Annotated in this window: 9 protein-coding genes; all 9 read left to right on the top strand. The window is 49.2% G+C overall.

Annotation, left to right across the window (positions count from 1 at the left end):
* Positions 1-15: 15 nt before the first annotated feature.
* The gene (locus FZ041_RS06810; protein WP_149189028.1) at positions 16-8,655 is read left to right on the top strand and encodes a YDG domain-containing protein; all 8,640 of its coding nucleotides are present in this window, start codon (positions 16-18) and stop codon (positions 8,653-8,655) included.
* Positions 8,656-8,675: 20 nt separating this feature from the next.
* A complete protein-coding gene (locus FZ041_RS06805) occupies positions 8,676-10,361 on the top strand; it encodes a ShlB/FhaC/HecB family hemolysin secretion/activation protein (protein ID WP_255449282.1) in 1,686 nt (561 codons plus the stop codon).
* Between the two features lie 107 nt (positions 10,362-10,468).
* Positions 10,469-10,882 (top strand): flagellar protein, encoded by a 414-nt coding sequence (locus tag FZ041_RS06800; RefSeq protein WP_149189027.1) that lies wholly within the window; start codon positions 10,469-10,471, stop codon positions 10,880-10,882.
* Between the two features lie 183 nt (positions 10,883-11,065).
* Positions 11,066-11,344 carry a flagellar biosynthesis anti-sigma factor FlgM gene (flgM, locus tag FZ041_RS06795; protein WP_149189026.1) on the top strand — a complete coding sequence of 93 codons (279 nt, stop codon included), beginning with the start codon at positions 11,066-11,068 and terminating at the stop codon, positions 11,342-11,344.
* A gap of 33 nt (positions 11,345-11,377) precedes the next feature.
* A complete protein-coding gene (locus FZ041_RS06790; protein WP_075442289.1) occupies positions 11,378-11,863 on the top strand; it encodes a flagellar protein FlgN in 486 nt (161 codons plus the stop codon).
* 52 nt (positions 11,864-11,915) lie between these two features.
* Positions 11,916-12,386: a flagellar export chaperone FlgN gene (gene flgN / locus FZ041_RS06785; protein WP_149189025.1), complete on the top strand. Its 471-nt coding sequence runs from the start codon at positions 11,916-11,918 to the stop codon at positions 12,384-12,386.
* A gap of 50 nt (positions 12,387-12,436) precedes the next feature.
* Positions 12,437-14,224, top strand: coding sequence for a flagellar hook-associated protein FlgK (flgK, locus tag FZ041_RS06780; RefSeq protein ID WP_149189024.1), 1,788 nt, complete (start codon positions 12,437-12,439; stop codon positions 14,222-14,224).
* A gap of 26 nt (positions 14,225-14,250) precedes the next feature.
* Positions 14,251-15,615, top strand: a complete 1,365-nt coding sequence (flgL, locus tag FZ041_RS06775) for a flagellar hook-associated protein FlgL (RefSeq protein WP_149189023.1) — start codon at positions 14,251-14,253, stop codon at positions 15,613-15,615.
* An 83-nt stretch (positions 15,616-15,698) separates the two neighbouring features.
* Positions 15,699-16,277: a DUF6470 family protein gene (locus FZ041_RS06770; protein ID WP_255449281.1), complete on the top strand. Its 579-nt coding sequence runs from the start codon at positions 15,699-15,701 to the stop codon at positions 16,275-16,277.
* Positions 16,278-16,296 lie beyond the last annotated feature (19 nt).

Here is a 16,296-nt window from a genome sequence, read left to right as displayed (position 1 = left end):
AATGGAGTGTCTGAGATGGGGCAGAAGAAACGAACGGAACAACTCGTACTTAATATAGGAATTGCGCTTACTGCCGGTATGTTTAGCATCGTACCGGTAGCTTATGGTGCACCAGTCAGCGATGGGGTAAAAACGGCTGGTGTTGCGATTGATCAGGTAGCAGCTGCTACAGCTGGTGCTGTCGATACAAATATCACCAGTACGGCGCCAAATAATGTCATCGGTTGGCATGATTTCTCGGTAGCCAAGGGCGAAAGGGTCAATTTTAACGATGATCATAACTATCTAAATATCGTTTCGGGCCAGAATACCTCTCAGATTGATGGTGCCATCAATTCGCAGGGCGGCAATATCTATCTGGTCAATCCCAATGGTGTTATCATTGGTAAGGGTGCCAGCATCAATGTGGGTACGGCTGGTTCGTTTAATGTTTCCACACGCTATCTCGATTCTGCTACGGCGAAGGAAAGTGTAGCCGCGGGCAAGGCGATTTCTACAGTTATCCAGGATGCTTCGTCGACGGTAGCTTCGGACATTGTCAATATGGGCTCGATTGCGGCCAAATCGGTCGTATTGGAGGGCAACAATATCCGTTTTATGGATTCGGGGGCAACGGATAATAAAGTCAATGTCACAAATGATGATATCTCATTTAAATCCAGTGCTACCGGCTATGTTCATATTGGTAATTCTACGGGAACTGGTGTAAGCGGCTATAAGGTAAATGGTACCAATAATGACAGCTTAACGCCTGAACAAAAAAAGAACACGTACTATCAGTTGATTGATTCCATGTCAGGAATCACCAATGCTGGCGGCAATTATATGCTGTCGAAGGATATAACATCTGCTAGTGGCTATTCCGGTACTTTTACCGGAAAATTTGATGGTATGGGCTTTACTATCAATGGATTTACAGCAAACAATGGTGGTGGGTTATTCCAGGCAACCCAGGGAGCTTTGATTGAGAATCTTGGTGTTACGAATATTAACATTTCTGATCCCCAAGATAATGGTGCTGGTGGAATTATTGGAACAGCCAGTTCGGGAACGGTTCTTCGCAATGTATATAGTACTGGACTTATACAGAATGGCTCTACTGTTGGTGGTTTAGTTGGTAATGCCAACGGTGTTACGATTGATCATTCGTATAGTTCGGTTACCATAACGAGTGGTGAAGGCGCTGGGATAATTGGTTACGTGGCTTCAGGTACCAATAAAATTTCCAATAGTTATTTTAATGGCAGTGCGGCATATGGCTTTATTGGCGATAGTGCAACGTACTCCAATAGCAATAAATTATCGGCAGAAGTAACCAACAGCTATGCTATTTCTCAAAGTGGTCCTTATTTTCAGCCTAAAACAGGTCTTACAATTGTGAACTCCCTGGTAAAGGATACGAGTCATAATAAACTGCAGAAATATACAACGGCTGGAGCAACTTCGACAGAGGAAACATATAGCGATTCCATTATGAATCGTCAAAAATATTACAGCGATTTGGGCTGGGATATCAGCAATACTGGCGGTGTGAAGGTCGATGGCAATGGCGCGGTAACCCATCCAACTTGGCGTATTTATGAGGGGCAGGCAGCCCCCATCCTTACCTCGATGACCAAGGGAATCAAGACGGTTTCGTATAACTATGGCTATTTCAAGGCCGATGGTTCGCTCGATACGAAGGCCTCCGTCCGCAATGCAGTATCGGGGCAGTCTGGCATTGGCTCGAACGGTAGGGCTGATATGCCAGCCTACAATGAGACAAGCCAGCCGACGGGGCTTGTCTATAATGGTGAGACACTGAAAATCGTCGACAAAAATAATAATGCTTTGACGGCAACGACCGCGAATGATGCCTCGGTATTTATCAAGACAGAAGGAAAATCGACGGTTGCTGCCAGCGATATCAAGTATAACACCTCAGGTCAAAAAAATTCGACTTATGAGGCTATTTCGAGTACGCAGGGTACGCAAAATACGCTGGCTATGGTTTGGTCCAACCAACAGGGCTATGACCTCGTAGGTGGCAATGTCAGCATTGCTCCGCGCACGATCAAGGCCATCACGGATTATAGTAGTACGCCAATCACGAAGCAATATGATGGGAAAGCCGATGCCAGCGAGGCATTCAAAAATCTATTCAGTGGCAACAGCACGACGACGACAGGTATTCTTGCCGTGGATAAAGATGCGGTTACCGTAGCGTTTTCTGGTTCTGCTTCCTTTGTTGATAGCAATGGCAATGCCGATGCTTCGGTTGGCAAGGGCAAAGATATCAAGTTCGGTTCGAATAGCTCTATCGGCTTGGCGTTCGCGGACAATTCGGCTGGTAATGCAGCAAAGAATAACTACATCCTCAATACAGCGGGAATGAATTTTAACAGTGGTATGGTACTTACAGGGGTAGGTACCATCACCCAGAGGGATTTGGTTATTGGCTTTAACAGCAGCTTTTACTCGGGTGGCACTGCAATCAATAGGGATTATGATGGTACTACTACGGCTGCGGCAGCCACGGATAATACCTTTACGCTTACGGGAATCGTTACTCCGGAAGGTTCAAACAAAAAGGATAAGGTCAGTGTCGATATCTCTTCGGCGACGGCGAATTATATCGATGGCACGGGAACGGCAACGAAAAAAGCTGGTGCCCATGCGGTACGCTATAGCGGGTTAAAGCTTACGGACGATGATGCGAAAAATTACCGTTTGGTCGATGCCAATGGCGATGTGCTCTACAGTGAGGCCTATAATGGCGTCGGCGCTGATGTCAACAAAGAGACTGGCGGTTATCTGGATGGCGCGGGAACCATTGCCAAGAAGAATATATCGCTGGGTGGTTTTTCGGTTAATGGCGCAGGCCAGGGCGCAGAGAAAACGTATGATAATACGGAGTACTATGATGGTGCGCTGGGACAGAAGGTCTATTCTGATGAAGTGGTCCATAATGCGGACAAAACGGTATGGGATGATTTGACCTTCACCGTAACGAATGATACCAATGGTCATTCGGGCTATTTCACCGAGCAGGAAGGCAGCACTACGCATGTCACCGATGCAGACACCGGTTATGGCGTAGGCTATCATGTCACCATTGGCGGCAGTGATGCCGATAATTATACGATTAACGGTGCGGCTATTACGAATGGTTCGACAGCGGAGGTAACTGGTTCCGGCGGTACCATCAAGAAGCGTGTGATTACGCTGGCGCTGGGCAATACGACATCCGATATCGATAAGACCTATGATGGGGATAAGCTGGTCAAGGTAACCCATAACAACCAGCTGACGAGTGATATCGCTCTGTCGGATGGGCTGGTTAAGTATGCCGATGGCAGCAATCAGCTTATCGCTACCGATGGAACGAAGCTTTCGATAAAAGGCGAATATGATTCGGAAAATGTTGCCAAGTCGAATACCTATGGCATTGGTGCTGACCAAGGCATCAAGTATACCGTAAGTGTAGTAGATGGCACGATTTCGGGCAAAGCCTCGAACTATGTGTTTAAGACGCAGGGGGGCGAGGCCACGCAGACCATTACGGGAGCAACGGGCGCCATCAATCCGGTTCATATCAAGAACATCCAGTTTAATAATGTCTCGAAGACGTATGATGGCTCGGAGATGGTAAAGGGCGAACAGACGTCGGATGTTATTTCGGTAACGGGGATTACCGACGGCACGAAGTCGGTGCTGGTCGGTGATGAACAGCTGTCGTCTATCATCGATACGAACCGTATTATTGGTACCTATGGTTCGGGCAATACCGATGCAACTTTTGCGAAGAATGCCCATGTTCAGCGCGATAACCATAATGCGGTTATCGCCGGTACGGTAAAATATACGGGCAAAGATACGGCTGGTGCGGCGGCGAGCCTCAAAAACAGCATCATTTCGGATAACTATGCGCTTGATATCGACAGCGAGTATGGCAAAGGCACCATCAATCCGCTGACTATCAGCGACATGGATAAGTTGCAGCTGGCTCATGGCAATATCACTAAAGCCTATGACGGGAATGATTCGGTTGCCTATAAGGATGCGCAGGGAGTAAATCACACGGCCAATGAGTTTGTAAATACACTCTCTACGACGGTTGGCAATACGCAGCTTACTTTTGATTATACGGTCGGCGATGCTTATTATGCCGATGCGAATGTTGCCCGTGATGGCAGTGGCAATGCGATAAAGAAAGATGTAACGTATAAGCTCAAGGTTACGGAAAATGGCGACTATGCCATCGCAGCAGGACTCAAAGACAGTAATGGTTATGTCACCAAGGTGTTCCAGACAGCCAACAATGATGGCGGCATCATCACACCGCGCAAATTGAAGGCGCAGGCGGCTGCTAGTGGCTTTACCAAGACTTATGATGCGACCAATGTCGTTTATGATGGGACGACGCCGCTTTCGGGAAATGGCGTTGTCACTTTTGTTGGCTATGATAATGCGGCCGACGGTTTGCTTACCCAGGATCAAAGTGCCAATAATAGTTCGGCAGTCTATGATAATGTTGATGCTGGCAAGGGTAAGGCGATTAACTATACGGCCAAAATCGGCACGGGTAGTGATGCCATTGCCAATAACTACGATATTTACGTATCCAATGATAATACGAACTGGACAAAAGGCACTTCGTTTACGGCGAATAATGGTGTCATCAATAAGGCTGGCCTGCAGGTGACATTCGATGATGTCAACAAGAAATATGATGGCAATGCCTATCTTAAGGATACCTATAACAATGATGCCTCGCTGATATCGCCCAATTACCATGGTGGCATCAAGAGCCGGGGCGATAAAGCTGATGAGGTCTATGTGTCGTTTGCGTCACAGGATGATTCGGTATTTGACAGTGCAGATGTTGCCCGCGCGAATGGTCAGGTGACCTCGCAAAATGTTACGTATAAATTCACGCTGGAAGGTGCACAGGCAGGGAACTATTTCATTGCCGATGCCCATGGCAATGAAGTCACGACGAAAGAAGGAGAAAAAACGATCCTCAATGGTCGTGGTACGATTAGCCCCAAAAACCTTACCGATGCGGATGTTACGTTGAATTTTGATGCGGTCAATAAAGTGTACGATACTAATTCGAACATTTCGTACAATCATTCGGCCGCTGACTATGGCGATCAGGCAGGTTCACAGGATGCAGCAGACTATATCAACCAATTCATTATTGGTGGCGTCGTTCTGAAAAACGGGCAGACGGATACCAAGGGGGAGAATTACAGTGCTGCCGGTATCTATCTGAATTCGGCGGGAACAGAGACCAGCGGTGTTGATGCCAATAAGGCGAAATTTACGATTACGCTGACGGATAAGGCAGTTTCGAATTTTGATTTGAGTTCCGTTTCGTTCTATAATTCGACGGCTAAGACGCTGACGAAGACTACGGATGCGGGTACCGCTTCTATCACGCCGAAGAATGTCACGGTGTCGTTCCACGAACCTGAGGTTACGAAGGTGTATAACGGCAAGACGGATGTGGCTATTGGCACGAATATCCTTAATGTTTCGGGAATTATCAGTGGCGATAAAGCCGAGCTCGACCGTGATAACGTCAACGCGCGTTATGCGGATAAGAATGTCGCCTATGACAGTGCTGGAAAAGTAACATCCAAGGATGTTTATTACGATGCGGTGCTGAAGGGCGATAATGCTGCGAACTACAAACTGGTTTATGGTACGAAAGGGTCAACGCTGGTAAGTGGCAAACCGTCTCTTACGATTACAGGCAAAGGTACGATTACGCCCAAAGAGATTTCGGCTGACTTTAACTACGATGGCAATGTCGCTGCGGCTGCCTACAATACGAAGGCTGGCGATACGATTGCCAATAAGGCCTATGATGCCACAGATAAAGTAAATAATTTGGACAGCAAGATCATCAATGGTGTCAATGGCGAGGTTATCAAGCTAAAGGACAGCGATATTAAAGGTACCTATGGTAAATGGACTGCTGATGCAAGCGGTGCCGAGACGGGCATCGGTGCTGACGGCCAGACCGAAAAGGGCAGTTTTACGGCGAATGGCGATGTAAACTGGCTGGGTACGGGGAGTACCGAGGATGAAAAGACTGGCTACAAGGCGGTCAAGTACACAGGCCTCCAGCAGGCACTCGAAAATGCCACGGATGCGAATAACGCGTCGGGCTTCTCGGGTAAGAACTACACGATTGCCAATACGGTTTATTTCACCGAAGCAGCCAAGAAAGGCAAGATTCGCCAGCTGGCACTTACGGCTGATGATATCAAGACCAAATGGACGACGATTACCAAGGAATATGATGGAACCGATGTGGTTCAGAATGCCGAGAAACATCTCGGCCTCTATACCGATGTAACGGGTTCCAATATTAATATCAAATACAAGTTGCAGTACGCCGTCTACGATAAAGGACAGGTCAATGTAGTTTCGGGGCATGGGGTAACCTATACCCTTAACGATTTGGAGTCGCAGGAGTTCACGAACTTTAAGATGGATTCCGCGATGCTGACTTCGTTTAAGAATAAGACCTACACGACAACCGGCAGCATCACGCCGCGGGTACTTAAAATCAAGACGGATAATCTCAGTGGGTATACCAAGACCTATGATGGTGACACGACGGTCAAGGATGCCAATGGCAATATAATCAACAGCTTTGACTATACCTTTGAAGATGGTCATGGTATCTTGGATAAGGATAACACGGTTAACCTCACGGTAACAGGAGCCTACCAGGATAAAGATGCTAACGTTGACCCGGACAGCACGGCAAAAGCTGGCAAACAGATTAACTATACGCTGGAACTTACGGGCAATACGGCTGGCAACTATACGCTGGACAGCAGTAAAACCACCAAAGGTGACGCTGTCGAGACGGATGCGGATACCTATAAGGGCGATGGTGCTATCAAGAAGCGTGTGGTTTATGCCGATTTTGCCGATGGTTATGGCACAGGAATTGACAAGCCTTACGATGGAACGGCTTCGGCTGATGCCGATAAGAAACAGCGCAATCATATCAACCTGCTCGATGGTACCGATGAAAATACGGGCATCATAGCCAAGGAAAAGAACAGTATTACGTTGCTCGCGGATTCCATCAATGCTGCTTATGCCGCTAAGGATGTAGCCCGTGATGCCAAGGGCAATGTCACGACCCAGGATGTTTACTTCAGCAATTTCCAGCTTGATGGTGCGACGAAGGACAACTATGTGGTCAAGGCTAAAGGCGGCTCGGATAAGCTGACAGGAAGTGGTACTATAACGCCGCTTACCGTCAATGTCTCGGTCAAAGAAGGTCCGGTCAAGGAATATGACCGCGATGCTTCGATTACGGGCAAATATATTGATGCGGCCAACATCAATGTCGATACCACGAATGTCATCGGCAACGATACGGTTGGTGTGTTCATTAAGTCCGGTTCCTGTTCCTATACGGATTGGAATGCTGGGGATAATAAAGACTACACCTATCAGCTAGGCTGGACCAATGGCAACTATGAATTGGCAGACACTGCGGCAGGTGAAAGCCTGACCACCAAAGGTATGACGGCAGCCCTCACGGGGCATAACGGCAAGATTGAAAAACGTTTGCTGACGGTCAAAGATGTTAAGAGAGCCAATAAGGTATACGATGGCACCGAGGGTGTGGAAAACGCTGCGGACAATATCGTTCTCGATGACCGCATCATTGCGGGAGACAATATTGGCCTAGAGGTTTCGGGTACCTATGACAATGAGGATGCCGCCGCCAGCGAAGATACCGATGCTTTGCTCGACCATAATGTTTCCTATACGCTGAGTGTGGGTAATGCCAACTATCAGCTGGATAAGACGTCGGCTGACGGCAAGGGAACGATTCGCCGCAAAGGTCTGGATATCGTTGCTAAACCGCAGAAAATTAATGTGGGCGAAGCGATTCCAACGTTTACGGGCAGCGTAACGGGCCTAGTAGCCAAGGACAGCAGTCTGGCCAGTGGCTTCACCTTTGCGCCGAAAGACGAGACGGAGATTTCCAACTCGATTCCGGGCAAATATGGCGTCTATGGCTGGTATAAAGGCAAGTTGGCTGGCAATCTGGACAAGAACTACACCTTTAGCCAGAATCCGGGCAACGAAGAAGCCTTTGTGGTCAATATGGTAGACCCAGGCCGCGAGTATCACGATACGGTCAATCCGAAGGGGCAGTTCCGTCCGGATATGACAGCATATCAGCAGGCCTCGGAGGATACCATTGGCGGTTTCAATGCAGGGAGCAGAACTGCTTTAGAGTACCGTGATGTGAATGGGGCTGTTATTGGTACGTTGGCGATAGATAATGGTGATATCAATCAGGTAACTGCGGGGAGTGAGTTCCTGGAGCAGGAAAACAAAAACCGGAGAGCGAATATTGGTATTGCAGGGGCAGATATTGTCAATATGAATGGTGTTGATGCTGCTTCGTCGGCTTCGGTCGATGTTGATGGCGATGGCAGTGTGGTAAATCTTGAGATTGAAAGCATTGTTCCGGTAAATATGCTTGAAGCAGATACGATTGTCAGGGATGATGACAAAGATGGCGAGATTGCCATTGAACAAATTGGAAACAAGGATGAGGAAAAGAAGAATTCCAAATCCATAGGGGTGGAGACGACCGGTGCGGGCGTCAATATGGCCTCTTAAGAAAAGAGGGAAAGCGATCGATGAATGCGTGTTGGAAAGCAAAAATAACGGTAGGTATGACTGCAGTTGCTTTGACGGCCTGCTATGGCGGGACGGCTTTGGCAGCGTCGTCACTGTCCAAACCAGGAGAATCTGTAGATGAGCATCAGTTAAGGCCGGAGGCTGCGGTTGATGACCAAAGTTCTGTGGGACAGGTATCCGCGCCTGAAGTGGAATTTACGATTACGAATTTCCGCTTAGAGGCACCGGATCTATATCTGGACAAAAAGGAACTTGTTAAAATCCTGCAGGATGGTATGGGCGAAAAAAAGACGATGACGCAGCTCAACGTTACGCTGAACAGTCTGACGCGCTATTGCCGGTCGCATGGCTATCCAGCGGCAGCGGCTTATGTGCCGGCCCAGGAGAGCTCGGATGGTATGATTACTATCCGGGTTATTCCTGGCCGCTATGGTGAAATCAAGCTGGATAATCAAACAAAAATGAAGGAAAACGTCGCCCGTGGGTTCATCAATGGGCTCAAGTCAGGGGATATCATCCGGACGAACAATCTGGAATCGGCGCTTTATTCATTGTCTGACATCAGTGGTACACGGGCAGTCGGTGTATTGAGTCCTGGAAAGGAGTTCGGTACGAGCGATCTGACGGTACGATTGGATAAGACAAAGGGAACCAATACGATTTTCTATGTCGAGAACTATGGCAGCCAGAATTCTGGCCGCTATCGTGCTGGCTTGCAGCATAATATCTATGATGTGGGCGGCAATGGTGGCAAGGCAAGTGTAGGTGCATTGGTATCGAATGCAGACATGCACAACTATTATGTCAACTATGAGGCCTTGGTAGGGCATGGCGGTACGACGCTTGGTTTTGGTTTTAGCCGTATGGATTACAAGATCGGTGGCGTACTCAAGAACCTCGATGCCAATGGTGTTGCTTATACGTTCAGTCTCTTTGGTAAGCGTCCGCTTTATCATTATTCGCGCAGTGGCTTGAACCTTGTGTATGGCTACGATTATCGCAAACTTGAGGATAATATAGATCTCTTTGACCGCAACAATCAAAAGCATACACATAGTGTACATGTGGGGGTTAATGGCTTTGAGCACCGTACGGGCACATCCGTCAACTATGGTGCGACGGTGACGACTGGTACATTGGGCTTTGACACCAAGGATGCTGTTCAGCAATATGCTGACAGCCATACGGAAGGTCGCTATACCAAGGCTGAGGCGAATGTCGCAGTGGTACAGCGCTTGGGCAATCGTGCGGATGTATTGGTGAAGGCTTCGGGGCAGATCGCCAGCAAAAATCTGGATGGTTCAGAAGAGATGTATCTGGGCGGTGCCAATGGTGTCAGAGCTTATCCGCAGGGTGAAGGCTCGGGCGATGTTGGCCTTATGGGGACGGTTGAGACACGTTTCTATACGAATGTACCGGGATTGATATTCAGTACCTATTTTGATATGGGGCATGTGCAGTATAATAAAGATGGGCGTTTGGAACGCCTGGGAAGCAGCACTTCGCCGGGGCAATATTCGTCGGGCGAAACACTCAAAGGCTGGGGTGTGGGGCTGACCTATACGAAGCCTAACGATTGGTTTGCACGTCTTGATTATGCGCGCCGCATCGGTGGCGATCCGAATCTTTCGGAGGCTGCCAAGGCTAAGGGGCGTGTCTGGTTTATGCTCGGCAAGATCTGGTAAAGATGAAATAATGAAGCGGCAGGCAGGAAAAAACATCTTGCCTGCCGAATTATTTAATAGGTGCAACGAAATTGCCAATAGGGATACAGTGATAGGAGTGACAGAAAATGGCAGGGAAAATCAAGAATTGCCCGATGTGCGGCAAGCTGTTTGCAGATAATGGTACGCGTGTATGTATGGACTGCTATGATAAGATCAAGGCAAAAGAGGCGGAGGTCGTCAATTACGTTCGTGATAATCCGGGCTCGAAGATTCCGGAGATCGTTGAGGCGACAGGTGCGCCTGAGGGTATGATCAAGAAGATGATCCGTGAAGGCCGCTTCGAGCAGGTCGGCGTCAAGATGAGCTATCCGTGTGAAAAGTGTGGAGCGCCTATCATCACGGGCAAGATTTGCCAGAGCTGCCAGGAGGAAGTGCACAAGGAGCTGCAGAAAAAGGCATCGGCCATCACGGCAGCTAAGCAGGCCGCAAAACAGCAGGCGCAGGGCCATGGCATGTATTCGAAAAATAAGCTGAGCTGAAACGGATACGCAATAGATAGAAAAACGGAGTATTTAAAAGATATTCCATTGTAATCACGAATAATGGCCAAAAAGCAGGAGTTAAGTCTCCTGTTTTTTTTTACGATACTTTTACCAGAAGACAGAATAAGAATCCCTTGTGGATCTTGATAAAGTCCAAAATGATGACAGGTGGTGAACCAGATGATAATCAATGGCAACATTCAAGCGGTGACTGGTGCGTACAATGTCAGCACGGCGTCCGGTACGAAACGGGCATCGGCCATGCGTGAAGCGCACGCAAGTGATGCGGTGGTATTCTCGAGTGAGGCACAGAGCTTCAGCAGCATGCTGCAGAAACTCAAGAGCATGGATGACAGCCGCGAGCAGAAGGTGGCGGCACTGCGCCAGCAGGTAGCTGATGGCAGCTATCAGGTAGATGCACAGAAGCTGGCAGGCAGCCTGCTTGATACGCGTTACTGAGAAGGATTCGATTCCTGATGATGGAGGCAGTCTATGTGGCAGGATTTGGCAGCAACACTAAACGAACTCAACAAAATCTATCTGCAGCTCATCGAACTGGGCAAAAAAAAGCGGGGCGCATTGGTGTCCATCGATATGAAGACTTTGGAGAGTCTGCTCAAGGATGAGGATGCGTTGACGAAGAAAATCAGGGATCTGGAACAGCAGCGCCAGAAGGCACTGATACATTTGGCAGTGCAGAACCGTGCCATCAAGAAGGATTCCAAACTTGAAGATTTGTTACAGTTTGCGCCGAATGCGCAGTTCAAACAGATTTTAGGGCAGCTCCACAAGTCACTGTCGGAGAACACGGCAGCGGCCAAGGAGCTCAGCGAGGGCAACAGCCTGCTGATCCGTGGGGCGATGCAGGCCGTTGCGTATCATTTGAATCGAATCGGTGGTGCGACGGTCGAGCCGACATATGGTCATGGTGGCGGCGAGGTCGTAAGCCATCGGAAAAATTACGAATTTGACGCCTGACACTTGTTGCAAGACAGTAGGGCGTCAAAATTTTGACAAAGGTGGGGAGAAAATGAATGAGGCTGTGAAGCTGCTGCGGGCACAGATGCTGCTGAGTACCGAGTGTCTGGAGAAACTGCGGGCCGTCAAGGAGGCCCTGCGGGATACCAGCAATGGCTTGGGGGTGAATGCAGCGGTACAGGCCCTGGAGACTCCCCTCGCAAAGCTTGGCCAGATTGCCAAGCTGCAAGACAAGTTCCTGCAAGAAGCGGGAAACAAGAGGATGACAGCCTATGCGGCCAGCATGCCGGACTCTGTGGAGAGGGATGCGGTCATGCGGCTTATAGCACGAGTCCAGGGATTGGAGAATGAAATGCAGAAGGAACTGGCATCGACACAAGCGCTCTTGCAGCGCAGCAAGGATTTTGTGGATTTTCACATCAATGTGATGACACAAACCGCGGCAAATGATACCTATGCACCGCCGGGGGCGGCTGAGGTAGAGAATCACCGCGGCATCAAGATGTTCGATGCGAATGTCTAATACCTGATGCGACTGGATATGTAAGGAAATGAAAGATAGGGTGAGATAATATGCGTTCAACATTTGCCGGCCTCAATACGATGGTTCGCGGTGTATTCTCCAATCAGCTCTCGCTGGATACGGTTGGTCATAATATCACGAATGCCTCGACCGAGGGGTACAGCCGCCAGAAGGTAAATCTGGCAGCGACAAGAGGTCAGGAGATTGGGTCGCTTTATGGCAATGTGCTGGTAGGAACGGGCGTCGATACGATGTCTATCGAGCGTGCCCGCAATGTCTATGCGGACAAGCAGTATTGGCAGGAGACCTCGACCCAGCAGTACTATAAGACCACACAGGTCAACTACGATAAGATCGAGGCGGTCTTTGACGACTCGGATAAGACCGGCATCCGTCATGCGATGGATGAGTTCTATAATGCCTGGCATGATTTGCAGACCAATGCATCTACGGCCAGTGCACGTGTGGCTGTCATCGAAAAGGGCAATATCCTGTCGGATAAGCTCAAGACAGCTGGTGAGCAGCTGCAGACGCAGATCAATGCACAGTATGACGACATGAAGACGACGGTCGATAAGGTGAACCAGACGACGGAAAAACTTGTCCTGCTCAACAAGAACATCATGCAGCAGGAAGCGACTGGCGGTTCGGCTAATGACCTCCGTGACCAGCGCGATCTGCTGGTCGATGAGCTTTCGAAATACATGAACCTCAATGTCTATGAGGATGACAAAGGGATGTACTCGATCGTTTCCAATGGCATCACGATGGTCGGCGGTGTCAACCGGCTGACGCTGGAGATGTCAGATCCTGTCAACAATGCAGACTATGGCATCAATGATTATGTCATTAACATCAAGGAATCAGGCGTAGCGTTCGTTCCACAGAATGGTGCTCTGCGGGCTCAGCAGGATACGATTGCTGAGGACAAGGCTTATCTGGATAAGGTGGCAAATATGGCGGGCTTCCTGCTCACGACCTTCAACAATATGCATCAGCAGGGGGCGGGCATCAACGGCACGGATACCAATATTGGCACGTTCCTGACTGATGCCAATGGCAACCTGATGGATGCAACGGGTACGACGGCGTATACAGGGCCTGCCTACGGCTTGAATTTCTATGGTGATACCAATACAGTCTATGAGTGGGATACGACGAATAACTGTGTCAGAGCTACGAATTACCAGGCTGGTACGGTCGTGCGCTCGATATCCCCAGTGACTTCGGCCACGAGTACAGTAAATATCGATATTACGGGTACTGTGGTGTCGACTGATAATCTCAAGGGCATCAATATCATCAAAGCACTGACGGTCAATAGCCAGATTTCGGCGACAAGCGGTCAGAATCTGATCGCGGCACGTACGCTGAGTGTTGAGGAGGATACTACCTCCACGGGGGCTTTAGCGGGGACTTACAGCGTAAAGCCTAACGGCACCAAGGACGGCACGAATGCTGTCAATATTGCGGCACTCATCAATATGAGTAAAGATGAAGCTGTGAAATATAACACGGCAATAATCAAAAATAATGGTTCACCGGTATCGACGAAGGACCGGTCGACAAATAAAGACTCGCTCAATGCTTATTACATTGCGGCGATGTCTCAGCTTGGCAGCGATGCGGAATCTATTAAGGATAAGGAAAGTGCACAAGAAGACCTGATTACGCAGATTGTCAACTGGCGTTCATCGACAGCTGGTGTTGACTGGAATGAGGAACTCACGAACATGATTACGTTCCAGAAGGGCTATAGTGCCTGCTCGCGCTGCCTGACGACCATGGATGAGATGCTCGATAAACTTATCAATAGCACAGGTACGGTCGGCAGATAATCTTTGAACTAACGAGGTGAAATAAAATGTCTATTCGCGTAAGCAGCAATCAGATGGTTTACGGCTATCAGAAACAGCTCAATGATGCCAACTACCGGCAGACGAAACTCCTGGAGCAGGGCGACGGCAGCAAGCTGCACCGTCCCTCGGATGATTCGGTAGACTACTCGAAATATCTCCGCTATACAGTATCGGAAAATGAGAATACGCAGTATCAGGAAAATGTCAATACGGCGATTTCCTGGATGAAGACGTCGGATGCGGCACTTGTCAATATGACGGCCATCCAGACTACCTTCAAAGAGAAAACCGTAGCTGCTGCCAACAGCACGAACAACAGCGATGATATGAAGGCTATCGGTAAAGAGATGATGGCTGAGATTCAGGAGCTGGTATCGCTCGGCAACACGATGCAGGGTGACAGTTATGTATTCGGCGGTCAGAAGGATCTTACGAAGCCTTTCAGCATGTCGACTGAAGAGGTCAATCGCGGCTTAGCCAAAACGCTTGATGAGAACCAGTCGGCATATTTCAGCGGCAATAGCGGTGCTGATGATGCGGGCAGCCTCACGCAGATGCTGTCGCTGACAGGCAGTGATGGCAACACCTATTATCTCAATACCCGCGATGGCTATATCTATACCAAGGATTTTGTCGAGAACGGGTACAAGAATGTCGTAGCGCAGGATTCTTCAGCAATCGTCGATCCGACAAGGGATGCTGTGGGTCAGCTGGCAGGCTGGGGCAGCACTTCGCCGACGGAGAAGGTTTCCAAGTATTTCAAGAATACCGGCGAAATTATCGACAAGACTGTGGAACTCAGCGGTGCAACGGCGACGACGGGCTCCTCGGTGCCGAATATTGGCAGTCTGACGTTCAAATTTGATACAGTCAAACAGCAGATCGTTACCTATCAGGGCGATGATAAAGGCGTATCAATGGTCAAGAAGAATGGTACAACGGAGCCAGTGGCGGATACGGTCAATGTTACGGGGCCGGAAATCTTTGGCTCGGATATCTTCGATGATGCCAATTCGGGGAATAAGGTATCGGGAGCAGCGATGCTTAATCAGATGTTGACAGTCCGTGCACAGGTTGAGGGGCTGGATAACGAGTGGCTTAGCAAGGATGGACAGACAGTGGCTGATGGTGTGCATGCGACGACGGTCAATACGCAGACTAAGCTTGGCGCGCGCCAGCAGCTCTATGAATCGGTCAATACGATGCTCAGCAACCAGAATGAGCTTATCACTTCGGATATCACGAATGTCAGCTCGACGGATGTAGCGAAGCTGGCGGTACAGCTTATGCAGGAGCAGACCATCTATAATCTGAGCTTGTCGCTCGGTGGCAGGATACTGCCGCAGTCGCTGGCAGATTATCTGAGATGATAGCCTAATGGCGCAAAACATAGTATAATAAAGGTAAGTTAACGGATTAGCAGGATTTTCCTAGGGAAAGGGTGAAATAATCTATGCTGCGGTTAAATATGCGGACAACGCAACCGATGATTGGTATGCACACGCAGCTAGGAAAGCTGGAAGCCCATTCAACACCGGCAAAACTGCATAGTGAGAATCGGCAGGCCCGCTCCAATGCGCATTGGACGCAGCCATCCGTCGAGATAAACCAGTATCCGAGCCGGCATTCCTATGGCTTCACGAACCATACGGATTTTGCCAGGGAGCACGGTCAGCAGGGCATGAGTGACCTGAAGAAGACCACTTCCCGCTGGACGGAAGAGGCTTGGGACAATATCGAGAATGGTGGCAAGAAAGGCCGGCAGCCGGTCAAGCAACGGTATGACAGCAAGCTGCAGCAGGAAATCAGCAAGCAGCGCCATATCGTGGCCAATCTGATCCCTGACCCGGAAATCCACTTCACGCCGGTACAGGCCGAAGGGAAAGTAGATCCTGGGGATGTGACGGTCAAGATTGACACGGAGGCCTTTGCGCAGACGCATTTCACGCCGGGCAAGGTCGAGACGTACCTGCAGCAGAAACCGGATGTCAGACGCTGGGTGACCGAGGGCAAATACGATATCTACGCATGACAGATGACGAAACATGCGG

This window comes from Pseudoselenomonas caprae (assembly GCF_008271345.1).
In the GTDB taxonomy this organism is placed as follows: Bacteria; Bacillota; Negativicutes; order Selenomonadales; family Selenomonadaceae; genus Selenomonas_A; species Selenomonas_A caprae.
This window is presented reverse-complemented; position numbering and strand designations above follow the sequence as displayed.